The organism is Bosea sp. 124 (assembly GCF_003046175.1).
Lineage (GTDB): Bacteria > Pseudomonadota > Alphaproteobacteria > Rhizobiales > Beijerinckiaceae > Allobosea.
In genome coordinates this window covers 1,253,965-1,280,168 of record NZ_PZZM01000001.1, presented here as the reverse complement: position 1 = coordinate 1,280,168, position 26,204 = coordinate 1,253,965, and the positions used below count along the sequence as shown (strand labels likewise).

Sequence of the window (26,204 nt, the reverse complement as noted above, 5' to 3'; positions counted from 1 at the left end):
AGAGGGGTTCCCCGCGCCTCCGGACGGACGCCGATGAAATCCCTGCTCCACCTCTCGGACCGCCTCGTGCGCTGGTCCGCCGTCGCCCTGCTCCTGTCGCTGCTGGCGGCGGTGCTGCTCGGCGTGCTCTCGCGCCAGCTCAATGCGCCGCTGGCCTGGACGGATGAACTCGCGCAGTATCTGCTGGTCTGGACCGGCTTCGTCGGCTGGATCATCGCGGCAAGGCGGCGTTCGCATATCCGCATCACCGTCTTCGCCGACAAGCTGCCGGCGGGCGCCGGACGCGTGCTGGAGGTCGTCACGCAGATCGCGATCATCGTCTTTGCCGCCGTGCTGATCCGCTATTCCTTCGGGCTGATCGAACGCAACTGGGACGTCGAATCGATCGCCCTGCCGGTCTCGAGCGCGGCGCTCTATGTCGTCATGCCGCTGGCCGGCCTCGCTCTGATCCTGCAGGCCGCAGCCGAGATCGCCGACGTGGTGGCCGGCCGCAAATTCGCGGCGCCGGAGCCCGGGAGCCAGCCGCTATGACGAACATCATGCTGCAGATCCTGCCGGTCTGGTTCGCCGCGCTCCTGATCGGCGTGCCGCTCTTCGTCTCGATGGGGCTGGCGGCGATCGCCTTTGCCTTCCTCGGCGGCTTCCCGCTCGGCATCGTGCCGCAGAAGATCGCGCAATCGGCCAATTCCTTCCCGCTGCTGGCGGCGCCCCTGTTCATTCTGATGGGCAACATCATGAATTCGGCCGGCATCACCGACCGGATCTTCGCCTTCGCCACGGCCTGCGTCGGCTGGCTGCGCGGCGGGCTCTGCCACGCCAACATCCTCGCCAGCGTGATCTTCGCGGGCATGTCGGGCTCGGCGGTGGCCGATGCCGGCGGCGTCGGCACGCTCGAGATCAAGGCGATGAAGGACGAGGGCTACGATGCCGAGACGGCGGCCGCGATCACGGCGGCCTCGGCGACGATCGGCCCGATCATCCCGCCCTCGCTGCCGATGGTGATCTACGGCGTTTCCGCCGATGTCTCGATCGGCGGTCTCTTCCTCGCCGGTGTCATCCCCGGCCTGCTGATGGCTGGCGCACTGATGGCGATGGTCGTCCATGTCGCAAAGAAGCGTGATCTGCCGCGTCATCCCTTCCCTGGCATGGCGCAGCTCTGGATCGCCTACAAGGAAGCGCACTGGGCGCTGATGACGCCGGTCATCCTGTTCGGCGGGATGATGGCCGGCATCTTCACGCCGACCGAGGCCGCTGCCGTCGCCACGGCCTATGCGCTGGTGCTCGGGCTCTTTGTCTATCGCAGCTTTGCCCTCGACGACCTGCCGGAGCTCGTCGTCCAGACCGTCGAGACCACCGGCGTCGTGCTGGCGCTGGTGATGACGGCGGCGGCGCTCGGCTGGTGCCTGTCGATCTCGCGCATCCCGCAGGTCGTCGGCCCGATGCTGGTCGATCTCGCCGGCAGCCCGCTGATGTTCCTGCTGATCGTCAATCTGCTGCTGCTCTTCGTCGGCTGCTTCATGGAGGCGCTCGCCGCCATGCTGATCCTGATCCCGATCCTGACGCCGGCAGCGGCGCAGTTCGGCATCGATCCGATCCAGTTCGGCCTGATCTTCGTGCTCAACCTGATGATCGGGACGATCACGCCACCCGTCGGCGTCGTGCTCTTCATCACCTCGAAGATCGCGAAGATCAGCTTCGAGGCGATGTCGCGGGCGATCGTGCCCTGGCTGCTGCCCTTGCTCGCCGTCCTCGTCGCGATCACGCTGTGGCCGCCGCTGACGACCTGGCTTCCGAAGCTGGTGATGGGGCGCTGACGGGGCCGCCTACTTCGGCGCCAGCGCGTTCGGATTGAAGGCGCCGCCGAAAGGCGAGGGGTTGTTGCGCGGTGCGGCCGGTGCCGCGGGCGCGGCCGGCGTCTCGCTCTGGCGCTGGCGCATCCGCTCCTGCTGCTCCTGCAGCAGCCTTTCCTGCACGCGCTGCTTTTCGATCAGGATGCCGGTGCGGCAGGCCTCTGCATCATGGTGGCCGGCCTGCCAGATGATCGCGCCGGTGACAGCGACAAGGATTGCGAGCACCGCGCCGGGATGGGTCAGGAGCCGCGTCAGCGGATTGGCGTAGAGCCGCGAGCGCTCCGGCCTGCCGCTGCGCAGCAGGTCCCGTCTGCGGTGATGCGCCTCCTGCACCATCGCGCCGATCAGGGTCAGCGCGATGATGATGACGGCGAGCGCCGACAGCGACGGGTCGGTGCCGAGCCTGATCTTCGAGGCCAGCGCGGTGGTGAAGGTGTTGCCGGAGAGGATGGTGAAGACCGTCGTGTTGTAGTTCTCGAACGAGGCCAGGAAGGTGATGAAGGCAGCCGAGCCCAGCGCCGGCTTGAGGAAGGGCAGCAGGATCTTGCGGAAGGCCTGGCCCGGCGTCGCGCCGAGGTCGAGTGCGGCCTCGGTCAGCGTCGGGTCGAAGCGCTGCAGCCGCGCGCTCAGGATCAGCATGGCGTAGGAGGCGATGAAGGCGACCTGCCCGAGCAGGGTCAGGAACAGGCCGTTATAGAAGATGGTGTCGTAGCCGGCGCCGAGCCCGCGCCCGATCAGGCTCCAGAACACGATCGTCGAGATACCGAGCACGACGCCCGGGATCAGGATCGGCGTGATCAGCACGGCATAGAGCCCGGCCCGCAGGCGCGGCCCGATATCGGCGAGCGCGAGCGCCCCGGCCAGCCCGAAGGGCACCGCGATCGCGACCACGGCGATGCCGATCGCCAGGCTGGTCCACAGCCCGGTCATCAGCCGCTCGTTGCCGACGAGCACGCGAAACCAGTCGGTGGTGAAACACTCCCACGGCACCACCCTCGGAAAGGCCGAGGAGTTGAACGCCGTGATCACCATGATGATCAGCGGCCCGAACAGGAACAGGAAGAACAGCAGGGTGTAGCTGAATGCGAAGAGGCCGCCGCCAAGACGCGTCATTGCAGAAGACCTCGCGTCATCGCAGAAGACCTCGCGTCATCGCCCGATCGCTCCGATCGAGACCCGGAAGATCCGCATCATCAGGAAGACGAAGGCGAGGCAGACGACGAGCAGGATGGTGGCGTAGGCCGAGCCGCGCTGCCAGTCGCCGGCATCGTTGAACCACTGGTAGATCAACTGGGTGAACCAGAGATTCGACGGCCCGCCGAGGATCTGCGGGGCGGCGAGCGCGCCGGCCGTGAGCATGAACACCATGGTGGCGCCGGACGCGATGCCGGGCTTGGCCACCGGCAGCACGATGCGCCAGTGCACCCGCCACCAGCTCGCGCCCATGTCGCGCGCCGCCTCGATCTGGTTGCGGTCGAGCGTCTCGACGGCGTTGTAGATCGAGAACACCATCAGCAGGACATAGGTGTAGGCGAGGCCGGCATAGAGCGCGACATCGGCGCGGATGAAGTCGATCGGCGCGCTCCACAGCCCGAGCGCCAGCCCGACGCCGTTGATCACGCCCGTGGCGCCGAACAGGATGCGGAAGGCGAAGGCGCGCAGGATGTCGTTGATCCAGAAGGGCACGATCAGCCCGATCACCATCAGCCTGGCGCCCGCGCCACTGGCCGAATGCGCGAGGATGAAGGCGATCGGATAGCACAGCAGGATGTCGAGCAGCGTCACCAGCACGGCTGCGACCAGCGTCTTCGCCAGCACGCCGATGTCGAGCGTGTTCAGTGCGGCGCCGCCGCTGCCGCCGAACAGGAAATAGCTGTAATTCGCCAGCGTGTGGACGTCCTTGGGCCCGCCGATCTCGGGGCGCGGCAGGTTGTGGCGGAAGGAGACGTCCAGCATCGCGAGCTGCGGCAGCAGGATCAGGAAGACGATCCAGAACAGCACGGCTGCGCCGACGAAGCTCGCGGCGCCGGTGCCGTGCCGGCTGCTGAAGTCGCGGAAGAAGTGGGCGAGACCTGTCATCGCGTCAGCCGCTCGGAGCCGGGTCCGTCGGCAGAATTGTTGCCTGTTCCGGCAGGAACGAGACCGTGACCGCGCCGTCGCCGGAGGCGAGCGCAGCCGAGACGGCGGCATTCATATGGTAGAGGCGAAGCGTCTCGCCGCCGGCCTGGAGATGGAGCGTGCGGACCGAGCCCTCGAACTGCTCGCTGACGCGCTTCGCCTTGATCGCGTTCGTTTCCGGTGCTGTCTCGGAGATGACGAGCTGCTCCGGCCGGACGAACAGCGTGCAGCGCTCCTTCGGCTGGTAGCTGCGCCCGCCCGCCGCCTGGCCGGTGAGCGGCCCGAGCGGGGTGTCGAGCGTCGCCAGCTTGCCTGTCTGCGACAGCACGATGCCGGGGATCGCGTTGGTCTCGCCGACGAAGGCGGCGACGAAGGGCGTCTTCGGCCGGTTGTAGATCGTCTCGGGATCGTCGATCTGCTCGACGACGCCGGCATTCATCACCGCGACCTGGTCGGACATGGTCAGGGCCTCGCCCTGGTCATGGGTGATGTAGATGAAGGTCAGCCCGACGCGCTGCTGGATCGCGCGCAGTTCCGTGCGCATGTGCTGGCGCAGCTTCAGGTCGAGCGCCGACAGCGGCTCGTCGAGCAGGAGGATGTCCGGCTCGGCCGCCAGGGCGCGCGCGATCGCGACGCGCTGGCGCTGGCCGCCCGAGAGCTCGTGCACCTTCTTGTCGCCGGTGCCGGGCAGCGCGATCATCTCGAGCAGTTCGTCGGCGCGCTTGCGGCGGGCCTTTCGCCCGATGCCGCGGACCTCGAGCGGGAAGGCGATGTTCTCCGCGACGCTCAGCAGCGGGAAGAGCGCGAGATTCTGGAAGATCAGCGCGGTCGGTCGCTTGTTGGGCCCGACATTGCGCATGTCCTCGCCACCGATCAGGACGCGGCCCTGCGTCGGCGAGACGAAGCCCGAGATGCAGCGCAGCAGCGTGGTCTTGCCGCAGCCGGACGGGCCTAGGAAGGAAAAGAACGCGCCGCCCGCGATCGTCAGATGCGCGTTGTCGACGGCGGTGTAGCCGCCGAAGCGGATCGAAACGTGTTCGAGGACGACGTCCTTCGTCATGCGGGTCCTGGATCGGATCAGGGTCTGGGGGTGGTGAGCCGGTCTGCCTGGCGCACCGCTTCCGGTTCACCGCGCCGTCATCACGGACGCAGCGAAACGGATCTCCGGGATCCATCGCAGGGAACTGCGCTCTGCGATGGATCCCCGAGCGGCGCCGCTTCGCGGCTGGCCCGGGATGACGGCGGCGGTCGTTGAAGGCGCGTCGACCGATGTCTCGCTCAGGCGCTCATGAATTTGTTCACGAACTCCGAGCGCTTGGCGGCGTACCACGGCGCCTCGGCCGGCCAGGGGTTGAGCTTGGCCAGCGCATCGCCCGGATAGGCGTCGGCGAAGTTCTTGGCGTAGATCTCGCCGCCGAACTTGTCGGCGCCGACGACCGGCGAGTTGTAGCCATGCGTCTTGATCGCCTCGCCGGCGAGTTGAGCGTCATAGGCCGCGGCGATGAAGGCATAGACCTGGTCGACGTTCTTGACGCCGATCGGCAGCGAAAGCCCGTCGACCCAGGCCATCGCGCCCTCGACCGGCGCGCGGTACATCACCGGCTCACCGGCGGTCTTGAGCGCGATCGGCGGGCCGTCCCAGGTCTGGCCGACGATGACGCCCTCGTTCAGCAGGCCGTTCTTCTGGGCGTCGGCATCGTTCCAGATCAGCTTGATGTTCTTCTTCTTCTTGATCGCGATCTCGGCCAGCTTGGTCCAGACCTCCGTCATCTTTTCCGGCGTCTTGTAGGCCTCCCAGATCGAGCCCGGCGCCATCTCGCCGCGCCGCTCGAGGCCGAGCCCCAGCCCCAGCATCATCGAATGGCCGCGCCCCATCGTCTTGCCGGCGTTGGCGTCGTCCCAGACGTCGTAATAGCTCGGCGCCGGACCGGCCGGCGTGAACTTGTCGGTGCGCCAGGAGACGCCCTCGGTGCCCCAGATATGCGGCAGCCAGTGCACGCCCTTGTTGCCGAAGTTCCAGTGCGTCTCGCCCAGCGCCATCGCCGGGTTCACCTTCTCGATCGGGACCTTCTTCATGTCGAAGGGTTGCAGCAGGCCGAGATCGGCCCAGAGCGGGCTGCGGTTCACCGTCGGCGTCACGATGTCGAAGCCCTGGCCATTGCTGGCCTTCATCTTGTTGAGGATGTCGTCGTTGGAGCCGATGCCGGTGAAGTTGACCTTGATCCCGGTCTTCGCGGTGAACGCCTTGACGAAGCTCTCGGGCAGATAGTCCGACCACATCATGATGTTGATCTCGCCGGACGAGGCGAGCGCACTGCTGCTGATGATCGCGGGCATCGCGACGCCCGCTCCGGCGGCGGCGGCAAGCTTCAGAAAGTCACGGCGGCCGACGGTTCCCCTGCTCTGCGTCTTGAACATCGTGATCCCCTGTTGTTTTGCTGGCTTCTTGGTCGAAAGGCCTCGGTATCGTGGCCGGGCGGATGCCCGGTGCGGCCTTGTCGGGCCGCCATTGGTCTGTCCGGGAACCAAGCAAGATCGGCGCCACGTCCGGCGCGGCCGGGCGTGGTCTGGCATCTGGTGGACAGGGTTGTGCTTCGCGGCCGGACAGGCCGCCATCGGGTGAGGCCTTTAGCCGGGCCATGGAAGGACCCGGCGGTGCGTTTCCGAGAAGGCTGGCCGGGTCTATGCACCCGGCCGGCGCGTCACCGGCCCGCTCTCGCCGAGATGCGTATAGGCCAGCGTCTGGTCGAGATGGCGCGCCCGCAGCGACAGCAGCGTCTCGGCATAGGCCAGCCTGATGCCGGCATGGGCCGGGTCGCCGGCGAGGTTGCGCGTCTCGCCGGGGTCGTTGGCGAGGTCGAAGAGCAGCGGCGGCAGCCCGGCGAAATGCACGTATTTCCACGCCTCGTCGCGGATCACGGCGAGATTGCAGGCGTTGGACGCCAGCCCGAAATGGGCCTCGGCTCGGCCCTGCGCGATGTCGCGGAAGTCGAACTCCCAGAAGGCGGCGTCGCGCCAGCCGGCCGGCACCGCGCCGTTCAGGAAAGGCAACAGCGACGCGCCGTCCTGATGGTTCCCGGGCGCGATGCCGAGGCGCGCGGCGAGCGTCGGCAGGATGTCGGCGGCGGAGGTGAAGGCAAAGACTTGCCGGCCGCCCTCGGCGGCGCTTGCCGGATCGCGGATGATCAGCGGGATATGATAGCTCGCCTCGAAGAAGCCGCCCTTGCCCAGCAGCCAATGGTCGCCGGCCATCTCGCCATGGTCGGAGCAGAACACGACAAGCGTGTTCTCCCAGTCGCCGCGCTGGCGCAGGGTCTGGCAGATGCGGCCGATCTGCGCGTCCACCTCGGCGATCATGCCGTAATAGACGGCGCGCAGGGCGGCGAAGTCGGCCCGGTCCCAATCCTCGACGCGGCCGTCGGCATCCTGCACGAAGCTGCCCTTCGTCTGCCCGGCCATCTGCCAGGCCAGATAGGGATGCAGGGCGCGTTCCGTCGCACGGTCGCCCGCACCGAGGAAAGCGGGTCCGTCTTCCGGAGAGAACATCGCGTTGTAGGGCCCGGGCACGACGAAGGGCGGGTGCGGGCGCAGGAAGGAGAGATGCGCGAACCAGGCTTCGTCCTGCTCGCCATGCCAGCGCAGGAATTCGTCGGTCAGGAAGGCGGTCTGGGTCTCGTCATGGCCATAGGCCGGCGGGCCGTTGCCGATCTCGGCTACCTGTCCCCGCGCGCGGTGAACCGAGCGGTCGGTGGCATCGGCATGGCCGCGCTCGCGCAGCCAGGACAGCCAGGGCCGTTCATGCTCGGGCAGCAGCCGGCGGACGCTGAAGCCCGGTAGCACGCCCTCATAGCTGGTGAGATGCGGATCGCCCGGCGCCATGCCGCGCGGGTCGGGCGCGGTGTCGGTATAGCCGAACAGGGTCGGGTCGTAGCCGGCGCGGCGGCCGAGCCGCGCCAGGGTGTCGAAGCGGGCATCCAGCGGCGAGCCGTTCTGGCAGACCCGGTGGTTCATCGGGTAGAGCCCGGTATAGAGGCTGGCGCGTGCCGGCGAGCACGGCGCCGCCCCGGCATAATGGCGGGCGAAGAGCGTGCCCTCCGCTGCCAGCGCGTCGAGATTCGGCGTCCTGACGCATGCATGCGCCAGCGCCGAGAGACAGTCACCGCGCCACTGGTCGGCCGTCACGAGCAGGATGTTGGGCTTCATGACGGCCCGGCGCGTCAAGCGTTGCGGTGGATCTGGAAGCCGGCGAAAGACTGGCTCACCGGCATGATCTCCAGGCTGTTGATGTTGACATGCGCCGGCTGCGTCGCGACCCAGAAAACCGTCTCGGCGATGTCCTGCGGCTGCAGCGGGTCGGCCCCGCCATAGAGCGCGTCATAGGCCGCCTTGTCGCCGCCATTGCGGACGAGGGTGAATTCGCTCTCGCAGAGGCCGGGCTCGATCGAGGTGACGCGGACGCCCTTGCCGTGCAGATCGGAGCGCAGGCCCAGCGAGAACTGGCGCACGAAGGCCTTGGTGCCGCCATAGACGTTGCCGCCGGAGTAAGGCCAGTTCGACGCCACCGAGGCGATGTTGACGATCACGCCACGCCGCGCGATCAGCCCCGGCAGGAGCTGGTGCGTCAGCGTCACGAGCCCGGTGACGTTGGTGCCGATCATCGTCTTCCAGTCGGAGAGCGAGGTCTGCGGTGCCGGTTTGGTGCCGAGCGCAAGGCCGGCATTGTTGAGCAGTACGTCGATCGCCTTGAAAGGCTCGGGCAGGGCGGCCAGCACCGTGGACATCGCCGCCTCGTCGGTGATGTCGAAGGCTGCGCCGTGGAAGCGCTCGCCGAGTTCCGCCTTCAGCGCGTCGAGCCGGTCGGTGCGCCGCCCGGTCCCGATCACCTGCCAGCCGGCCGCGATGAAGCGCCGCGCGGTGGCGGCGCCGAAGCCGGCGGTCGCGCCCGAAATCAGGATGGTCTTGCTCATCGTGGTGCCTCGTCGTTGGTCTGTGGCGGTGGATTCGAAAACGGGATCAATGCGGCCGGAACCGCATCGTCATCCCGGACAAGCCGCGCCGCTCCGGGGTCCATCGCAAGGCTCCGGAGCCCTCCGATGGATCCCGGGACGACCTGCGGCCGCCCGGGACGACGGTTGAGGGGCGGGTCGGATCGGTGCTCAGCTCTCGCTATCCTTGCGGAGATAATCCTCGGCGCTGACCACGACCTTGCGGTCGAGTTCGCCGATCGCCGCCTCGTTCCGACCCTCATAGGGGACGCAGAGGAGGACGTGGCGGATGGCGTTGAGCCGCGCGCGCAGCTTGTCGTTGCCGCGCACGACATGCCAGGGCGCCCAGTCCGTCGTGGTGCGCTCCAGCATTTCGCCGAATGCCTGCGAATAACCGTCGAAGCGAGGGATCGCCTGGAAATCGATCGGCGAGAGCTTCCAGCGCTTGAGCGGGTCGTGCCAACGCGCATGCAATCGCGTCATCTGCATCTCGCGCCCGACATCGATCAGGATCTTGATCAGCCGGATGCCGTCGCGCACCAGCATGCCCTCGAAGGCCGGTGCCTCGCGCAGGAACGCGTCCGACTGCTCGGGCGTGCAGAATTCCATCACGCGCTCGACGCCAGCCCGGTTGTACCAGGAGCGGTCGAAGAAGGCGATCTGACCGGCCGTGGGCAGTTCCGCCGCATAGCGCTGGAAATACCATTGGCCCTTTTCTGTGTCGGAGGGTTTCGGCAGCGCCACGACCCGGGCCTGTCGCGGATTCAGGTGCTGTGTGAAGCGGGCGATGGTGCCGCCCTTGCCGGAGCCGTCACGTCCCTCGAAGACGACGACGATGCGTTCGCCGGTCTCGCGCGTCCAGCGCAGCAGCTTCTGCAACTCGATCTGCAGCGGCGCGAGCTCGCGCTCGTAAGGTTTGCGCTTCATCCGTCTCGAGAACGGAAAGCCGCCGCTGCGGAAGGCGGCGGCGACGATCGGCTCGGGCAGCGAGGCGGCCTCGATGTCGAAGATCTTGCGTTCCGTGCGGGTCGGCCTCGGGTCGTCGGGCGCGACGGGCAGGGTGTCCTTCACCGCGCGCCCGGCGGCCCGGGTATGCTTCGGCTTCTTGCCGGAGGAGGTCTTAGCCATGGCATCGTTCCTGTATCGGATGCCACGCTAGAGCATTGGGTGAAAAAGTGGGAACCCGTTTTCACGTCGGCAATGCCTCGGACTTCGGGAATCCGGCGGCGCGTCGCGCGGAAGGGAATTGACGGAAGCAACCGATCCGATCAGGAAGGCGGCCTGCCGCGTCCCCGGTCTCGCCCTGTCCCGCGACAGGATCGTGCCAAGAGGATCGTGACGGCAGAGCAGGTCAAGGTGGCGCCAGCGATGCCCGATGCCGTCGATCCCAACGCCGCCGCGACGCATGCGCTGATCGAGGCGATGGGCTCGGCCGTCGTCCTGCTCGACGGGCAGGGGGTGGCGCAGGTGCTGAGCCCGGCCATGCGCGCGCTGATGCCGGCGCTGGAGACCGGGCAGCCGCTGACGCTCGTCATGCGCGATCCCGATCTGATCGAGGCGATCGACGGCGTCGCCCGCCAGGGTGGCCGGCAGGTCATCGAACTGATCGAGCGCGTGCCCGTCGAACGCACCTTCCGCATCCATATCGCGGCGCTGGCCGGCATTGGCTGGCGGCTACCCGTGGTGCTGACCTTCGAGGATCTGAGCGAACAGCGCGTCACCGAGCGGATGCGCGTCGATTTCGTCGCCAATGCCAGCCATGAGCTGCGCACGCCGCTGGCCTCGCTGCTCGGCTTCGTCGAGACGCTGCAGGGCCCGGCGCGCAACGATGCCGGCGCGCGCGACCGCTTCCTCGCGATCATGCGCGAGCAGGGCCTGCGCATGGCGCGGCTCGTCGACGATCTGCTCTCGCTGTCGCGCATCGAATTGCGCGCCCACCTGGCCCCCGAGACCCCCGTGGATCTGGCAGGCATCTCGCGCGAGATCGTCGATTCGCTGACGCTGATGGCGCGCGAGCGCGAGGTCACGTTGACGCTGCGCGCGCCGCCCGAGCCGGTCAGAGTCGCCGGCGACCGCGACGAATTGCTGCGGCTGATGGAGAATCTGGTCGAGAACGCGATCAAATACGGCAAGCGCGGCGGCGAGGTCGTGATCGATGTCGAGGATGGCCCGCTCGAGGCCAGCGTCGGCGTCCGCGACGACGGGCCGGGCATCGCGCCCGAGCATCTGCCGCGTCTGACCGAGCGCTTCTACCGCGTCGATACGGCGGCAAGCCGCGAGGCGGGTGGCACCGGGCTGGGGCTGGCGATCGTCAAGCACATCGTCCTGCGTCATCGCGGCCGGCTGACGATCGAGAGCGCGCTCGGGCAGGGGGCGACTTTCCGGGCCGTGCTGCCGCGCTTCGGAGCGCCGCCAAGAAAGCCGTGACGAAAGCCTTAATGAAAGCTTTATGACAGAGTGCGTGACGATGTGTCATGAAGCTGTCATGCAGAAGGTGTTCTGAACGGCTCGCTAAACGTGCGATCCAGAGAGGACATCTCATGCGCAAAATTCTCATTCTCGCGGCCGCCACGATCGGTCTGTCCGGCGTGGCCCAGGCTGCCGACATCACCGGCGCCGGCGCCACCTTCCCCTTCCCGATTTATGCCAAGTGGGCCGAGGCCTATAAGAAGGAGACCAATATCGGTCTCAACTACCAGTCGATCGGTTCGGGTGGCGGCATCCGCCAGATCAAGGCCAAGACGGTCGCGTTCGGCGCCACCGACGCCCCGCTCAAGGGCGAGGACCTGACCAAGGACGGCCTGATCCAGTTCCCGACCGTGATGGGCGGCGTGGTCCCGGCCGTGAACATCGCCGGCGTCGCGCCGGGCCAGCTCAAGCTCTCGGGCGACATCATCGCCGAGATCTATCTGGGCACCATCAAGAAGTGGAACGACCCGAAGATCACGGCGATCAATGCCGGCGTGACCCTGCCCGACGCCAACATCAACCCCGTCTACCGTTCGGACGGATCGGGCACGACCTTCGTCTTCACCGACTACCTCTCCAAGGTTTCGCCGGAATGGAAGACGAAGATCGGCACCAACACGGCCGTGCAGTGGCCGGTCGGCATCGGCGGCAAGGGCAATGAAGGCGTGTCGGCTTCGGTGAAGCAGGTCGCCAACTCAATCGGCTATGTCGAGTATGCCTATGCCAAGCAGAACAAGCTGGCCCATGCCCTCGTCAAGAACGCCGACGGCAACTTCCCGGCTCCGGATGACAAGGCATTCCAGGCCGCCGCCGCCAACGCCAACTGGAACGAGGCTCCCGGCTTCGGCATCTCGCTCAACAACCAGAAGGGTGCCCAGGCCTGGCCGATCACCTCCGCCACCTTCCTGCTGGTCCACGCCAAGCCGGAGAAGCCGGAAGAGGTTCAGGCTGCGCTGAAATTCGTCGACTGGGCCTACAAGAGCGGCGACCAGCTCGCCCTCGACCTCGACTACGTGCCGCTCCCGGCCAACGTCAAGGATCAGGTCCGCAACGCCTGGAAGGGCGTGACCGACCCGGCCGGCAAGCCGATCTTCTGATTGCCACGACGTCCCTGGCGAGGCGGGGTTTCCCCTGCCTCGCCAGTTCCCCTCAGCCCTGATCCCGCGAAGCGCGCTCCTCGGGATCAGGGCTGAGGGTTCGACACAGGTTCTTTGACCGTGCTTTCTGCTTTCCCGTATCCCTGCTTTCGCGACCGGAGTACCCACGGATGGCTGCCGTGACCGACACGATGACCGGGCCTGCCGCCCCCGTCATTCGCAAGACTCCCAAGGGCACATTCGACGTCGTCTTCCGCAATGCCAGTCTCCTGGCGGCGCTGCTCGTGCTGGTGCTGCTCGCCGGCATCATGCTGTCGATGGTTATCGGCGGCTGGCCGGCTTTCCGCGAATTCGGCCTCGGCTTCATCACCTCCAGCGTCTGGGACACGCAGAACGAGCAGTATGGCGCCTGGCCGGCGATCGTCGGCACGCTGTCGACCGCGCTGATCGCGCTCGTCATCGGGGTGCCGCTCTCGCTCGGCATCGCGGTCTATCTCACCCAGCTGGCGCCGCCCTGGTTCAAGCAGCCGGTCTCGACCGCCATCGAGCTTCTCGCCGCCGTGCCCTCGATCATCTACGGCATGTGGGGCCTGTTCGTCTTCGTGCCGCTGTTTGCCGCCTATGTGCAGATCCCCCTCTCGAACATCGTCGAGGGCATCCCGATCGTCGGCACGGTCTTGTATTCGCGCTCGCCCTCGGGGCTGGGCATCCTGACGGCCGGCTTCATCCTGGCCTTCATGATCATCCCCTTCATCGCCTCGATCACCCGCGACATGCTGGAGCAGATTCCCTCCGTGCTGCGCGAGAGCGCCTACGGCATCGGCGCGACGACCTGGGAGGTCGTACGCCATGTGCTGGTGCCGCAGGCCGGCGTCTCGATCATCGGCGCGATCATGCTGGGCCTCGGCCGGGCGCTCGGCGAGACGATGGCGGTGACCTTCGTCGTCGGCAACGCCAACCGGCTCTCGGCCTCGATCATGGATCCGGGCTCGACCATCGCGTCGCGCATCGCCAACGAGTTCAACGAGGCCATGGGGTTGCAGTTGAACGCGCTGATCGCGCTCGGCTGCATCCTGTTCTTCGTCACCTTCGTCGTCCTCATCATCGCGCGCATCCTCGTCTCGCGCGTCAAGAGCTACTGATAAGGCAAGCGGATCATGAGCCTGACGACCCCCTCCACCGTCCGCGCACTGCCCCCTGCGACCTGGGGCCGCGTGCGTCAGTCGCGCCGCAATGCCGACCGCCTGATGAAGGTCACGGCCGCCGGCTTCACCTTCCTCGCGATCTTCGTGCTGTTCTGGATCCTCGGCATGCTGATCGTGAAGGGTCTCGGCGGGCTCTCCGTCGCGACCTTCACCCAGATCACGCCGGGGCCGGGCTCGGAAGGCGGCGGTCTCGCCAACGCCATCGTCGGCTCGATCGTGCTGACCTTCCTCGGCATCGCCGTGGCGACGCCGGTCGGCGTGCTGGCCGGCACCTATCTTGCCGAATACGGCAAGAAATCCAAGCTCGCGAACCTGATCCGCTTCATCAACGACATCCTGCTCTCGGCGCCGTCGATCCTGATCGGCCTGTTCGTCTACGTCATCATGGTCGAGCCGTTCCGCGGCTATTCCGGCTGGGCCGGCGGCGTCGCACTCGGCATCATCGCCATCCCGGTCATCGTGCGCACCACCGAGGACATGCTGCGTCTCGTGCCCGGCCCGCTGCGCGAGGCTGGCGCCGCTCTCGGTGCGCCGCCTTCCGTCGTCATCACCGCGATCACCTGGCGGGCGGCGAAGTCGGGCATGGTCACCGGCATTCTGCTGGCGCTGGCCCGCATCGCCGGTGAGACGGCGCCGCTGATCTTCACCGCGCTGAACAATAATTTCTGGTTCTCGCCCACCCTTTCGGGCGGCGTCTCCAACCTGCCGGTGACGATCTACCAGTTCGCCTCGGCGCCTTACGAGAACTGGCAGCAGCTCGCCTGGGCCGGCTCTCTGATCATCACCATGTCGATCCTGCTGCTCTCAATTGTTGCCCGCCGCATTGTGCGCGGTTCCAAGTGAGCAGTGAAACTGAACCCTCGTCGCGTTCGATCTGAAGGAAAAAGTCGATGCTTTCGACGCTGGAACTAAGCCCCCAAACGCTCGATGCCGACGCCCCCGTGCGGATCGCGGTCAAGAACCTCGATTTCTACTATGGCGAGCACAAGGCGCTGAAGAACATCAATCTCGATTTCCGGGACCGGCACGTCACGGCGCTGATCGGCCCGTCGGGCTGCGGCAAGTCGACCCTGCTGCGCATCTTCAACCGGATTTACTCGCTTTATCCCGAACAGCGCGCCACCGGCGAGATCATGCTCGACGGCCGCAATGTCATCTCCAACGACATCGACGTGAACGAGCTGCGCTCGCGCATCGGCATGGTCTTCCAGAAGCCGACGCCGTTCCCGATGTCGATCTACGACAACGTCGCGTTCGGCATCCGCCTCTACGAGAAGCCGCCGAAGTCGGAACTCGACGACCGCGTCGAAGGCGCGCTGCGCCGCTCGGCCTTGTGGGACGAGGTCAAGGACAAGCTCAAGACCTCCGGCATGGGCCTCTCGGGCGGCCAGCAGCAGCGCCTGTGCATCGCCCGCACCATCGCGCAGAAGCCGGAAGTGATCCTGTTCGACGAGCCGACCTCGGCGCTCGACCCGATCTCGACCGGCAAGATCGAGGACCTGCTGGAGCAGCTCAAGAGCGACTTCACCATCGTGATCGTGACCCACAACATGCAGCAGGCGGCGCGTATCTCGCAGTACACCGCCTTCATGTATCTGGGCGAGGTCATCGAGTTCGCGCCGACCAACACGATCTTCATGAACCCGAACAAGAAGCAGACGCAGGACTACGTCACCGGCCGCTTCGGCTGAACCGCACGCGCTGCACAGGGATAAAACGTCGATGACCGAACATATCGTCCGTTCCTACGATGCCGAGCTCGAGGGCTTGCGCCGCAGCCTTGCCGAGATGGGTGGCATGTCCGAGCGCATGCTCGGCGACTCCACCGTGGCGCTCGTCCGCCGCGACACCACGCTCGCCCAGAAGGTGATCTCGGCCGACCAGCGCCTCGACAACCTGCAGCGCGATGTCGAGGAACGCGCCGTGCTGACCATCGCGCGGCGCCAGCCTCTCGCCAACGACCTGCGCGAGCTGATCTCGGCGATCCGCATCGCCGCGGACATCGAGCGCGTCGGCGACCTCGCCAAGAACATCGCCAAGCGGGCCGTCGCGATCTCCGGCCAGTTTTCGCCGCCGCACCGCGCCGTGGTCGGGCTGGAGCATATGAGCCGGCTCGTCCAGGCCCAGCTCAAGGACGTGCTCGACGCCTATGCGGCCAACAACGAGCAGAAGGCGCTCGAGGTCTGGCATCGCGATGGCGAGATCGACGCGCTCTACACCTCGCTGTTCCGCGAACTCCTGACCTATATGATGGAAGACCCGCGCAACATCACCTTCTGCACGCATCTGCTGTTCTGCGCCAAGAATGTCGAGCGCATCGGCGACCACACCACCAACATCGCCGAGACGATCCATTATCTCGTCACTGGCGAGTCGCTCGACCTGAACCGACCCAAGCTCGACACCACCGACATCAGCGTCGAGGCGGTGACGGGAAACTGAGATAATTTGACTGCGCTGAGGTCTCCCGCGTCATGGTCGGGCTTGTCCCGACCATCCATGTCTTCGCTGCTCGAATGCGGTGTTCAAGATGTGGCTGCTCGCCACGAGGGCGGGCATGACGGTGTGCATCGGCCCAGAGACCGAAATGGAACCGCGCCATGCCCGCCCGCATCCTGATCGTCGAGGACGAGGAGCCGCTGACCCTGCTGCTGCGCTATAATCTCGAGGCCGAGGGCTTCGAGGTCGACAGCGTTGCGCGCGGCGACGACGCCGAGTTGCACCTGCGTGACAACACGCCCGATCTGGTGCTGCTCGACTGGATGCTGCCCGGTCTGTCCGGCATCGAGCTCTGCCGGCGTCTGCGGGCGCGGCGTGACACCGAGCGGGTGCCGATCATCATGCTGACCGCGCGCGGCGAGGAGACCGAGCGCGTGCGCGGCCTCGCCACCGGCGCCGACGACTATGTCGTCAAGCCGTTCTCGCTGCCGGAGCTGATCGCGCGCATCCAGGCGCTGCTGCGCCGGGCCAAGCCCGGCCATGTCGCCGGGCTGCTGACGGCGGGCGATCTCGAACTGGACCGGACGACGCGCCGTGTCCGCCGTTCGGGCCAGGAGCTGCATCTCGGGCCGACCGAGTTCCGTTTGCTCGAATTCCTGATGCAGGCGCCGGGCCGGGTCTATTCCCGCGCCCAGCTGCTCGACGCCGTCTGGGGCCGCGACGTCTATATCGACGAGCGCACCGTCGACGTCCATGTCGGTCGCCTGCGCAAGGCGATCACGCCGGGCGATGCCAAGGACCCGCTGCGCACGGTGCGGGGCGCCGGCTACGCCTTCGACGAGACCTTTGCGCGGGCCTGAACGCGGCCTTTTCCGTCATGCCCGGGCCTGCCCCGAGCATCTCTCCCCCAAGCCTCTCTCTCCCACAAGCCTCTCTCCCACAAGCCTCGCTCCGCGAAAATTCTCGGGTCTGCGCTTCGCCCGGGAAGGACGCTCGTTCACCGCGGCGCTGCGATGATGATCGCTGCGCCGGCGAGGCAGACCAGCCCGCCCGCAATGTCCCAGCGATCGGGCCGGAAACCCTCCACCGCCCAGAGCCAGGCGAGCGACGCGGCGATATAGACCCCGCCATAGGCCGCGAAGGCGCGCCCCGCCGCATCGCTCTCGACCAGCGTCAGCAGCCAGGCGAAGAGCGCGAGGCAGGCCAGCCCTGGCAGCAGCCACCAGACCGGCTTGCCCAGCCGCATCCAGCCCCAGAATGCGAAGCAGCCGGCGATCTCGAAGACGGCGGCGCCAAGATAGGCGGCCATGGTCGGCATGATGGCTCCGATTGTTCTTCCCGGCAGGGTGCGGCAGGTCTAAGCCATGACGCAGTTTTGTTGAACCGCGCGGTCATCCCGGCCGAAGCGCAGCGCAGAGCCGGGATCCATTCCTGACGCTTGCCCGGAAACGCGCTGGCATGCCAGGGCCTTGCCGCTGTCATCCGGGACGATGCGCGATCTCGATGGGTCAATCGCATGTCTGACATCGCCATCATCGGCGCAGGCCCGGCCGGGCTGATCGCGGCGGAGCGGCTCGCGCAGGCGGGCCACCGCGTCACCCTCCACGAGCGGATGGCCTCGCCCGCCCGGAAATTCCTGCTCGCCGGGCGGGGCGGGCTGAACCTGACTCATTCCGAGCCGCTCGACGCCTTTCTCGGTCGCTACGGCGCGGCACGCGACTGGCTCGAACCGGCGATTCGCACCTTCCCGCCGCAGGCGCTGCGCGATTGGGCCGACGGGCTCGGCGCGGAGAGCTTCGTCGGCTCGAGCGGTCGCGTCTTCCCCAGGGCGATGAAGGCCTCGCCGCTGCTGCGGGCCTGGCTCCGGCGGCTGGACGGGCTCGGCGTCCGGCTCGAGGCCGGGCGACGCTGGACCGGCTGGGCGCAGGACGGCGCCCTGAGCTTCGAGGGGCGCGACGGTGCCTTCACCGCCACACCCGATGCGACGCTGCTTGCGCTCGGCGGGGCAAGCTGGCCGCGGCTGGGCTCCGATGGCGGCTGGGTTCCGCTGCTGGCGGAGAAAGGCGTCGCCATCGCACCGCTGCGGCCGGCGAATGGCGGCTTCGCGGTCGACTGGTCTGCAACGCTGCGCGAGCGTTTCGCCGGCGCGCCGCTGAAGCGCATCGTCATCCGCTTCGCCGGCCGCGAGGTTGCGGGTGAGGCGATGCTGGATCCCCATGGCATCGAGGGCGGCGCGATCTATGCCCTGTCTGGACCGCTGCGCGGGGCGATCGACCGCGACGGCTCTGCTGCGATCGCGATTGATCTCCGTCCCGATCTCGACCTCGCGCGGCTGACGGAGAAGCTGGCTAAGCGCCGCAAGGGCGAGACGCTGAGCAACCATCTGCGCAAGGCGGCTGGTCTCTCGGCGGCGGCCGTCGCCGTGCTGCGCGACGCTGCCGGCGGCAGGCTGGACGAAGCGCCGGCCGCGCTGGCGGCGGCGATCAAGGCGACGCCATTGCGGCTGCTCGGCCCGATGCCGATAGCCCGCGCCATATCGAGCGCCGGCGGCATCGAGGCCGCCGGGATCGACCCGCATTTCATGCTGAAGCGCCTGCCGGGCGTCTTCGCCGCCGGCGAGATGCTGGATTGGGAGGCTCCGACCGGCGGCTATCTGCTGCAGGCCTGCCTCTCCACGGGCGTCGCGGCGGCGTCCGGGATGGAGCACTGGCTGGGGACGCGGAAGGAGTGACGCGGAGGCTCCCGGTCCTGTTCGGCCAGGGGTCTCGGGTCCGGGCTTGGCTCTTCCCGAGAATGACGCTGCCCCTTACCGACCTTCCGCCTTCTCAATCGCCTGGTTGAGATCCTGCCATTCATGACAGCGGCCGCAAAGCTGCGTGAGCCTGGCCAGATTGGCCTTGGCGGAGGCCATGTCGCCGGTCTCGATGAACCACTCGCCCTGATATTCGAGCGCCGGCATGAAGGTCGGATCGTAGCGCAGCGCGGCGTCGTAATACTGCTTCGAAACCGGGTAGTTCTTCAGCTTGCGGTGCGAGAAGGCGATCCAGTTCAGCAGCACCGGCGAATCCGGCTTGGTGATCAGCAGCACCATCAGCTTCTCGATTGCCGGAGCGTAGTTCTTTTCCTCGATCCAGCGCCGGGCCTGGCGGTAGTCGGCGTCCTCGTCGAGCACGGTGTAATCCGGCCCGACGGCGAAGGCATGGGCGGCCATGGTCAATCCCGCAAGCAGCACCAGAACAGACCGCCAGACCGCCATCGTCACCTCCCAAAGCGCGAAGCGATGACAGCATGCCGGGCAGCTTGCTACCAGAGCCGATGACACCATGCCGGCGTCACGGTTTCGCGACGGTACCAGCTGTGGATGATCCGCCGCCCGGCTTGCTGCGTTTGACCGATATCGCAACGCTGGAGGTGCCCTATGGCCAAACCGCTCGAGCCCGGAACCGATGTAACCTGGCGCTGGGGCGCGCATGTCGCGCGTGGGCGCGTCGAGCAGGTCTTCACCGCGCCGGTCACGCGCAGCATCAAGGGCACGGAGGTTCGCCGCAATGCCTCGCCCGAAAACCCCGCTTATCTGGTGACGCAGCCGCGCGGCGGCTACGCGCTGAAATCGCATAGCGAGTTGGACGTGGACGGGTGATGGCTCCGGGGTGCGTCACCCGGTGGCCGTGACACGCCTGGCGAAGCTTCGGCCGCCATCCGCCGTGGCGATCTCGCCCACCCGGACGAGCGAGATCAGGATGTCGCGGATCGCTCGCTCGACCTTGCGGCCCTGCCTGAAGCGCAGCGCGATCGCCGTCGCGTCGAGCGGAGCGGGGGCGGCGGCCAAAGCGGCCAGAACTGCCGCGACGCGTTCCACCGGCTCGCCCGGAAAGCGCGTCTTCGCGATTGCCGCCGGAGCCAGGGCCACCAGTTCGCCGGCTTCGATCTGCTCGCCACCGCGGCCGTCGCGGGCGAAGCGCGGGCGCTGGTAGTCCGGCCGGAGCCAGCGAACCTCGCCGCGCGCCTCCTCGACGATGCGATCCCGGTTGAGCGCGACGAGGTGGGCGAGGATATCGTCCTCCGCAAGCGCGGCAGGCCAGCCATAGGCGACCGCGACGGCGGCATCGATCGCGGCATGATGCTCGTTCAGGATCAGCACCAGCCCGCGATCGCGGATGCCTTCCTCCGCCGGCGTCAGTGCGCGCGAGGCGAGGATCGCCTCGCGGACATTGTAGAGCTTCGTCAGCGTCAGATCGGGATGCTCGGCCAGAACCCGCTTGCGCAGCCCGTCGAGCGCCTCGGCCGGACGGCGGATCGCTTCCTTCTGCAGTTCGGACGCATCGGGAAACGGGAAGGGGTCGAAGCAGCGCGATTTCGAGTAGCGGGGATCGTTGCCGACACCGAGCCAGCCGCCGGCGCGCAGGGCCCAGACGGCGTGAAAGCGCGAGGACAGCACGCCGAGATGGAACGCGTCCGAAAGGCCGACCGCGACCAGCATGTTGTCGGGCAGGATCGACGCGTCGAGGAACTGGAAGACGCGGTGCTTGGCCGTTTCTACGGTGGCAATGTAGCGCTGGAGGTGGGCGGTGAAGCCGCGCATGTCCGTGTTGCGACGGCCGAAGAGCCACCAATGTTCGCGCCGATAAGGTTCGTTGTTCCGGTCGCGCTCGGGTTTCACACGTAGGGCAAGATGCTGATAGATTTCCGGAAACATGTCGCGGACGGTCTCCGCCGTCAGTCCGTCGAGGTCGATGGCCAGCAGGTCGCGCGATCTCGCTGTCAGGTCGCGCCCGTTGCGATAGTGCCGGAGATGGGCTTCAAGGCCGGGTCTCCGACCCAACCCCAGCAGAGCGGCATCCTGTTGCCGGACCAGAAAGCCGGCGCCGTGAAGCGGTACGCCTCTTGAACTCAGCCCCTCATTGGCCCTGAGATTTCCCGTTTGGGTGACATCCGTTCCGACCGTCAGCCCCGCATTGATCCGCCCGCGCGTCTCCGACAGCTCGATCTGCGGCTGGTCGCTGTCGAGGCCGGCTTCCGCCAAGACCTCGCAGCGCTTGCCTTCATGCGTGCCGGCCGCCGCGACGGTCATGGCGATGCGGACGGCGGCCGAATCCCGGCCGGTCTTGGCCCAGGGATGGTCGGGGATCGCCAGCAGCAGCGAAATCGGCTTGCGGGCGCCGAGATGCCGCTCGACCGTGCGGCGCTGGAAGAGCTGCGTGATCGAGTTGGTCGTGACGAAACCGAAGCGGCGCAGCTTCGTGCCGGGCCGCGTCAGCAGCTCCGCCGCACGGTCCCACCAGTACATCACCAGATCGGCACTCTCGTTCATCTGCGGATGCGCGGCCCAAAGCGCCTGCGCGTAGACGTTGCCGAGCCTCGCGCGCAGGTCCTTGCCGCCGATGAAGGGCGGGTTGCCGACGATGAACTCGGCCTCGGGCCACTCCGGCCGGCGCGGATTGGGCAGCGCCTCGCCGCCGTCGCGCCATTGCGGGATCGGCCAGCCATCCCAGGTCAGCACCGCGTCGCGCTTGTAGATATGGTCGAGCTTTTCGAGGATTGGCTCGCGCGGCGCGTAGCCGCGGGTCCGGAAATGCCATTGCAGATGGCCGATCCAGAGCACCAGATCGGCGATGGCGACGGCCCTGCGATTGGTCTCCATGCCGAGGAACTGGTGCGGGCCGACCGAATGCTCGGCGAAGCCCCCGAGGCGTTCCGCGCTGCCGAGCTCGCCCGCCGCCTCGAGCACCTCGCCTTCCAGCTTCTTCATCAATTCCTGCGCGACATGCAGGAAATTCCCGGTCCCGCAGGCCGGGTCGAGCACGCGTGTGCGGCACAGGCCGGCATGGAAGCCTTCGACCAGCGCCAGCGCCTTCCTGGCCTCGCCCGTGTCGCGCAGTTGCTGCGCGGCGCCCAGCACGGCGCGCCAATCCTCCCGCAACGGGCCGATCACGGTCTCGACCACCAGCCGCTCGACATAGGAGCGCGGCGTGTAATGCGCGCCGAGCCGGGCCCGCTCCTTCGGATCGAGCGCCTGTTCCAGCAGGGTGCCGAAGATGGCGGGCTCGACCTCCCGCCAGTCATGCTCGGCCGCGGCGAGCAGCTCGCCGATCTCCTCGCGCCCGAGCGGATAGACCTTCGCATCCTCGTAGAGCTTGCCGTTGAAGCGCTTCATCCGCTCGCGCACCGAGGTCGAATACGCGCCCTTGTCCATCGCCTGCCAGAGTTCGGAGACCAGCGGCAGGAAGGAGGCCGGATCGTCGCGGCACTCGCGCAGCAGCGCCTTGAAGGCGTCCTTGCGGATCAGCCCGACATCCTCGGCGAACATCGTGAACAGGCAGCGCATCAGGAAGAGCGCGACCTCCTCCGGATCGTGCTGGCGCTCGAGTGCCCTCGACACGGCTGCGAGCCGCTCCGCGATGGCGCGGGTCACCTGCGCCGCGTGGCGCGACGGGTCGAGACTCTGCGGCTCGGTCCAGATCCGGGCGATGCGTTCGCGAATCTCCGGTACCCGCAGCGCCTCCAGATGCACGCGGAAGGTCTGACGGTCGGGGAACTGGACGTAGTTCTTCCCCTGACCGGTGAAATCCGCATAGAATTCGAAGCAGTGCCCGACATCGCAGAGGATGATGAAGGGCGGCCAGCCATGGCTCGCCGGCAGCGCCCTGGCGTAATCCTCCGCCTGCCGGCGCGCATTGAGCATCATCACGTCCCAGGCCCGGTCTGCACCGCGCTGCCCGCGCGGGCCGGCGGAAGCGCGTTCGTCGAGCAGCAGTTGTCCCTGCGCGGGCATGATTTCCTTGCGGCCGCCCTTCAGCCGGCTCTGCTTGGCTTCCAGGACGAAGGCGCCGCGCTTGTAGAGGTCGATGCGGCCATGCGAGCCGGCTGCGGCCATGTCCGGGAAGCGGACCGGATATTCGAAGCGGTAGCTCACCGCCTCGGGATCGCTGGTCGGCGGCTGCGGCTTGCCGACGCCGATCAGCTCGCAGAACTCGTTGAGGAACTGGGCATAGGCGGCGCGCTCGGCGCCCTCGGACGCGCTCCAGCGCGCAATGAAGCCGGCGACGGATGGGTCGCCTGCCTCGACCTGGCCCCCCGGCATGGTCGTAGCCCCGCAGGTTGTTAAGAAATGTTAACGCAATCTAAGCGTGCATAACCCCACCCTGTCAACTGCTGTCACCAATGCGCGCCGCCATGCGCCTCGCCCTCTCGCATCGCAACGGGTTCAGGCCCATATTGCGGGCATGCCCAAGAAGCCTCAGAGCACCGCGTCCGAGACCGCCGATCGCGCCAAGGCGAAGGCGGCCAAGAAGCCGTCCAGCGCCCGCACGCCCAATTCCAAGGCGACCAAGCCTGAGCTGAAGCCGCTGGAGGGTTATCTCGCCGATCTGCTTAACCCGGCGATCAACCGCGGCAATGCGGTGCCCGGCGGCGCGTCGGGCTTCAGCGACCAGCCCCAGGCGGGTTACGAAACGGGCTACGAGGCGAAGCCCGGCGCGCGGCCGGGCGCCGACAAGCCGACGAAGAAGCTCGGCAAGAAGGCCGATTCCGCCTTCATCGGCGCCGAGGGTGCGGCTGCCGCGACCGCGACCTCGCTGCAGCACTTGCTGGAAACGGGAAGCCCCTTCATCGAGCCCGGCCGGCCCTGGACGCCGCATCGGCCGCCGCGCCCCGACAAGTCGGAAGGCGGCATCCGCTTCCGGATGAACTCGGAATACGAGCCGGCCGGCGATCAGCCCGCCGCCATTGCCGAGCTCGTCGAGGGCATTGGCCGGCAGGAGCGCGATCAGGTGCTGCTCGGCGTCACCGGCTCGGGCAAGACCTTCACCATGGCGCAGGTGATCGAGAAGACGCAGCGCCCGGCGCTGATCCTGGCGCCGAACAAGACGCTCGCGGCGCAGCTCTATGGCGAGTTCAAGAGTTTCTTCCCCGACAACGCGGTCGAGTACTTCGTCTCCTATTACGATTACTACCAGCCCGAGGCCTATGTGCCGCGCTCGGACACCTTCATCGAGAAGGAGTCGTCCATCAACGAGCAGATCGACCGGATGCGCCACTCGGCCACGCGCTCGCTGATCGAGCGCGACGACGTCATCATCGTCGCCTCGGTCTCCTGCATCTACGGCATCGGCTCGGTCGAGACCTATACGGCGATGACCTTCGGCATCAAGCTGGGCGAGCGCGTCGAGCAGCGCCAGCTCATCGCCGATCTCGTCGCGCTGCAATACAAGCGCACCCAGCATGATTTCACGCGCGGCTCGTTCCGGGTGCGCGGCGACGTCATCGAGCTGTTCCCGGCCCACTATGAGGACCGCGCCTGGCGCATCGGGCTGTTCGGCGACGAGATCGAGCAGATCTCGGAGTTCGACCCGCTGACTGGGCAGAAGACCGCCGACCTCGAATTCGTCAAGGTCTACGGCAATTCGCACTACACCACGCCGCGCCCGACGCTGACCCAGGCGGTGAAGTCGATCAAGCAGGAGCTGAAGGGCCGGCTCGACGAGCTCAACCGCGACGGTCGCTATCTCGAGGCGCAGCGGCTCGACCAGCGCTGCACCTTCGACATCGAGATGATCGAGTCGACCGGCTCCTGCAACGGCATCGAGAACTATTCGCGCTATCTCACCGGCCGCAAGCCGGGCGAGCCGCCGCCGACCTTGTTCGAATACCTGCCCGACAATGCGCTGGTCTTCACCGACGAGAGCCATGTCACCGTGCCGCAGATCGGCGGCATGTATCGCGGCGACTTTCGGCGCAAGGCGACGCTGGCCGAATACGGCTTCCGGCTGCCCTCCTGCATGGACAACCGGCCGCTGCGCTTCGAGGAATGGGACGCGATGCGGCCCCAGTCGGTGCATGTCTCGGCGACGCCGGGTTCATGGGAAATGGAGCAGACCGGCGGCGTCTTCACCGAGCAGGTCATCCGCCCGACCGGGCTGATCGACCCGCCGGTCGAGATCAGGCCGGCCAAGCACCAGGTCGCGGACCTGCTCGACGAGATCAAGGAGGTCACCGAGCAAGGCTATCGCACCCTCGTCACCGTGCTGACCAAGCGCATGGCCGAGGACCTGACCGAATATCTGCACGAGAACGGCGTCCGCGTCCGCTACATGCACTCGGACATCGACACGATCGAGCGCATCGAGATCCTGCGCGATCTCCGGCTGGGCGCCTTCGACGTGCTGGTCGGCATCAACCTGCTGCGCGAGGGCCTCGACATCCCCGAATGCGGCTTCGTCGCCATTCTCGACGCCGACAAGGAGGGCTTCCTGCGCTCCGAGACCTCATTGATCCAGACCATCGGCCGCGCCGCGCGCAATGTCGACGGCCGCGTCATCCTCTATGCCGACCACATCACCGGCTCGATGGAACGCGCCATCGCCGAGACCAGCCGCCGCCGCGAGAAGCAGGAGGCCTACAACCTCGAACACGGCATCACGCCGCAGACGATCAAGCGCGCCATCGGCGACATCCTCGGCTCGGTCTATGAGCGCGACCACGTCACGGTCGATGCCGGCATGGGCACGCCCATTGCCGGGCACAACTTCAAGGCGGCTTTGGCCGATCTCGAAAAGCGCATGCGGGAGGCCGCCGCCGACCTCGAATTCGAAACCGCCGCCCGCCTGCGCGACGAGATCAAGCGCCTGCAGGCGACGGAGCTGGCGATCAGCGACGACCCGCTGGCGCGCCAGGGCGACATCGAGGCTTCGGCGGGGCGCTACAAGGGCGAGCGGTCGTATGGGGCCAGCGCCAACCTGCCGACGCGGGCGCGCAAGCCGACCGATGCGGATATGGGCCCGCACAACTGGGGCGGCGGCGAGGGCAAGCCGGTGGCGCGCCCGAAAAAGCCGACGCTGGACGAGATGGGGCCAAGGCCCGAGTCGCGGCCGAAGGGGGCCGGGGAGGGGATGGCGAAGCGGCGGGGCCGGAGATAAGGCGCTGCCCCTGCCGTCATGGTCGGGCTTGTACCGACCATCCACGTCTGGCGTCGTCGAACCCTATGACCAAGACGTGGATGCTCGCCACAGGGGCGAGCATGACGGTTCGGGCGAAGGGAAGTGA

Annotated in this window: 22 protein-coding genes; 12 read left to right on the top strand and 10 right to left on the bottom strand. The window is 67.3% G+C overall.

The features are described 5' to 3' along the window. The first annotated feature begins 33 nt into the window (after positions 1–33). Complete coding sequence (locus C8D03_RS06080; RefSeq protein WP_108045464.1) at positions 34–531, top strand: TRAP transporter small permease; 498 nt, start codon at positions 34–36, stop codon at positions 529–531. Then, entirely contained in the window at positions 528–1,814 is a 1,287-nt protein-coding gene (locus tag C8D03_RS06075) for a TRAP transporter large permease (protein WP_108045463.1), read from the top strand. Before C8D03_RS06080 ends, C8D03_RS06075 begins: the two co-directional genes overlap by 4 nt. A 9-nt stretch (positions 1,815–1,823) precedes the next feature. Here the strand turns inward: C8D03_RS06075 and C8D03_RS06070 are convergent, their stop codons facing one another. The 7 genes from C8D03_RS06070 to ppk2 all read right to left on the bottom strand — a co-directional run bounded on the left by C8D03_RS06070 (position 1,824) and on the right by ppk2 (position 10,081). Further along, positions 1,824–2,963, bottom strand: coding sequence for an ABC transporter permease (locus C8D03_RS06070; protein WP_108045462.1), 1,140 nt, complete (start codon positions 2,961–2,963; stop codon positions 1,824–1,826). A 36-nt stretch (positions 2,964–2,999) separates the two neighbouring features. Next, positions 3,000–3,929, bottom strand: coding sequence for an ABC transporter permease (locus tag C8D03_RS06065; protein ID WP_108045461.1), 930 nt, complete (start codon positions 3,927–3,929; stop codon positions 3,000–3,002). A 4-nt stretch (positions 3,930–3,933) separates the two neighbouring features. Further along, positions 3,934–5,028: an ABC transporter ATP-binding protein gene (locus tag C8D03_RS06060; protein ID WP_108045460.1), complete on the bottom strand. Its 1,095-nt coding sequence runs from the start codon at positions 5,026–5,028 to the stop codon at positions 3,934–3,936. A gap of 218 nt (positions 5,029–5,246) precedes the next feature. Next, positions 5,247–6,386, bottom strand: coding sequence for an extracellular solute-binding protein (locus tag C8D03_RS06055; protein WP_108045459.1), 1,140 nt, complete (start codon positions 6,384–6,386; stop codon positions 5,247–5,249). A gap of 264 nt (positions 6,387–6,650) precedes the next feature. Further along, positions 6,651–8,171 (bottom strand): alkaline phosphatase family protein, encoded by a 1,521-nt coding sequence (locus tag C8D03_RS06050; protein WP_108045458.1) that lies wholly within the window; start codon positions 8,169–8,171, stop codon positions 6,651–6,653. Between the two features lie 14 nt (positions 8,172–8,185). Beyond that, positions 8,186–8,935: an SDR family NAD(P)-dependent oxidoreductase gene (locus C8D03_RS06045; protein ID WP_108045457.1), complete on the bottom strand. Its 750-nt coding sequence runs from the start codon at positions 8,933–8,935 to the stop codon at positions 8,186–8,188. Between the two features lie 189 nt (positions 8,936–9,124). Further along, positions 9,125–10,081: a polyphosphate kinase 2 gene (ppk2, locus tag C8D03_RS06040; protein WP_108045456.1), complete on the bottom strand. Its 957-nt coding sequence runs from the start codon at positions 10,079–10,081 to the stop codon at positions 9,125–9,127. A gap of 207 nt (positions 10,082–10,288) precedes the next feature. Here ppk2 and C8D03_RS06035 point away from each other — a divergent pair, with 207 nt between their 5' ends. From C8D03_RS06035 to phoB, 7 genes are all read left to right on the top strand, one after another. Continuing rightward, positions 10,289–11,380 carry an ATP-binding protein gene (locus C8D03_RS06035; RefSeq protein ID WP_248308366.1) on the top strand — a complete coding sequence of 364 codons (1,092 nt, stop codon included), beginning with the start codon at positions 10,289–10,291 and terminating at the stop codon, positions 11,378–11,380. A 113-nt stretch (positions 11,381–11,493) separates the two neighbouring features. After that, positions 11,494–12,519: a phosphate ABC transporter substrate-binding protein PstS gene (gene pstS / locus C8D03_RS06030; protein ID WP_108045455.1), complete on the top strand. Its 1,026-nt coding sequence runs from the start codon at positions 11,494–11,496 to the stop codon at positions 12,517–12,519. A gap of 170 nt (positions 12,520–12,689) precedes the next feature. Then, positions 12,690–13,661 (top strand): phosphate ABC transporter permease subunit PstC, encoded by a 972-nt coding sequence (gene pstC, locus C8D03_RS06025; RefSeq protein WP_108045454.1) that lies wholly within the window; start codon positions 12,690–12,692, stop codon positions 13,659–13,661. 15 nt (positions 13,662–13,676) lie between these two features. Beyond that, on the top strand, positions 13,677–14,567 hold the full coding sequence (pstA, locus tag C8D03_RS06020; protein WP_108045453.1) for a phosphate ABC transporter permease PstA: 891 nt from the start codon (positions 13,677–13,679) through the stop codon (positions 14,565–14,567). Positions 14,568–14,614: 47 nt separating this feature from the next. Beyond that, the gene (gene pstB / locus C8D03_RS06015; RefSeq protein ID WP_108045452.1) at positions 14,615–15,415 is read left to right on the top strand and encodes a phosphate ABC transporter ATP-binding protein PstB; all 801 of its coding nucleotides are present in this window, start codon (positions 14,615–14,617) and stop codon (positions 15,413–15,415) included. A gap of 31 nt (positions 15,416–15,446) precedes the next feature. Further along, positions 15,447–16,166, top strand: a complete 720-nt coding sequence (phoU, locus tag C8D03_RS06010) for a phosphate signaling complex protein PhoU (protein ID WP_108045451.1) — start codon at positions 15,447–15,449, stop codon at positions 16,164–16,166. Positions 16,167–16,324: 158 nt separating this feature from the next. Continuing rightward, positions 16,325–17,023 (top strand): phosphate regulon transcriptional regulator PhoB, encoded by a 699-nt coding sequence (gene phoB / locus C8D03_RS06005; protein ID WP_108045450.1) that lies wholly within the window; start codon positions 16,325–16,327, stop codon positions 17,021–17,023. A 137-nt stretch (positions 17,024–17,160) separates the two neighbouring features. On the opposite strand, the gene C8D03_RS06000 is transcribed toward phoB, so the two are convergent. Continuing rightward, positions 17,161–17,481 (bottom strand): YnfA family protein, encoded by a 321-nt coding sequence (locus C8D03_RS06000; RefSeq protein ID WP_181300711.1) that lies wholly within the window; start codon positions 17,479–17,481, stop codon positions 17,161–17,163. Positions 17,482–17,679: 198 nt separating this feature from the next. On the opposite strand from C8D03_RS06000, the gene C8D03_RS05995 reads away from it, so the two are divergent. After that, complete coding sequence (locus C8D03_RS05995) at positions 17,680–18,894, top strand: TIGR03862 family flavoprotein (RefSeq protein WP_108045448.1); 1,215 nt, start codon at positions 17,680–17,682, stop codon at positions 18,892–18,894. Between the two features lie 75 nt (positions 18,895–18,969). Here C8D03_RS05995 and C8D03_RS05990 read toward each other — a convergent pair whose 3' ends face one another. Beyond that, positions 18,970–19,419, bottom strand: a complete 450-nt coding sequence (locus tag C8D03_RS05990) for a tetratricopeptide repeat protein (protein WP_108045447.1) — start codon at positions 19,417–19,419, stop codon at positions 18,970–18,972. Positions 19,420–19,581: 162 nt separating this feature from the next. Here C8D03_RS05990 and C8D03_RS05985 point away from each other — a divergent pair, with 162 nt between their 5' ends. Further along, a complete protein-coding gene (locus C8D03_RS05985) occupies positions 19,582–19,803 on the top strand; it encodes a hypervirulence associated TUDOR domain-containing protein (RefSeq protein WP_108045446.1) in 222 nt (73 codons plus the stop codon). 15 nt (positions 19,804–19,818) lie between these two features. Here the strand turns inward: C8D03_RS05985 and C8D03_RS05980 are convergent, their stop codons facing one another. Beyond that, positions 19,819–23,244, bottom strand: coding sequence for a class I SAM-dependent DNA methyltransferase (locus C8D03_RS05980; RefSeq protein WP_108045445.1), 3,426 nt, complete (start codon positions 23,242–23,244; stop codon positions 19,819–19,821). 142 nt (positions 23,245–23,386) lie between these two features. Here C8D03_RS05980 and uvrB point away from each other — a divergent pair, with 142 nt between their 5' ends. Beyond that, complete coding sequence (gene uvrB / locus C8D03_RS05975) at positions 23,387–26,077, top strand: excinuclease ABC subunit UvrB (RefSeq protein ID WP_108045444.1); 2,691 nt, start codon at positions 23,387–23,389, stop codon at positions 26,075–26,077. Positions 26,078–26,204: the final 127 nt, after the last annotated feature.